This window comes from Tepidibacter sp. Z1-5 (assembly GCF_037844525.1).
GTDB lineage: Bacteria > Bacillota > Clostridia > Peptostreptococcales > Peptostreptococcaceae > Tepidibacter_A.
On sequence record NZ_JBBMMD010000052.1, the window covers coordinates 1 to 725 of the forward strand.

The following is a 725-nucleotide window of genomic DNA, read 5'->3' on the forward strand; positions in this document are numbered from 1 at the left end:
ATTCAAAAACCTTGCAGATAGAAAAGATGTACAAAAGGATGAAGAATATAAGAAAATATATGCAGATTTTAATGTAGAGGCAAGTTATTTAAGCCTAGAATATCCAGCCAAGAATACATTGATTCTTTATATTCCTAAGTCACAGAAGGATTATGCCTATTTGAAATTATCACAAAAAATTAGTAATATAGTTTTTGAGAAATTAAATCCTACTAAAGAAATAAGTTTTAAGGGAGAGAGTTCAACTTGGGAAGCAGAATATAAAAGCAAATATTACGAGTATTGTATGATGGATGAAAATGAAATTCCACATATGGATAGTTATAATAAGAGCGTAGGCAGAGTACTGTATAAAGGTAAGGACATCAAAAATATACATAATATGAAATATGAGTATAAAAATATACATAGAAAGGGAAGTGGAACAGGGGTAGAATTAAATGAGAATGGTACTGCATACTTTGGACGTACTGAAAGCAATGGTAGTAGTTTACCAGAACCTAGTATTGTAACACTAACGATTGAATGGAATGACAAAAAAGAAACTATTGAACTAAAGAAAGAAAATTAACTTCACTACAATAAAATACTCACCCTTATGTACGGCGACCATTAGAGGGTTTGTTTTTACATACGCTCAAAAACACCAATCATAGGCAAACTATATAAACACAAACTACATAAACACAAACTACATAAACACAAATAACCAAAGCAGTAGCCAA

General features: G+C 30.5%; 1 protein-coding gene. It reads left to right on the plus strand.

Features of this window, described 5'->3' with window-relative positions; all coding sequences use genetic code 11:
- Positions 1 to 571, plus strand: a 571-nt coding sequence (locus tag WJW32_RS12335; RefSeq protein ID WP_340258767.1) for a hypothetical protein, incomplete at its 5' end; no start/stop codon positions are given.
- Positions 572 to 725: the final 154 nt, after the last annotated feature.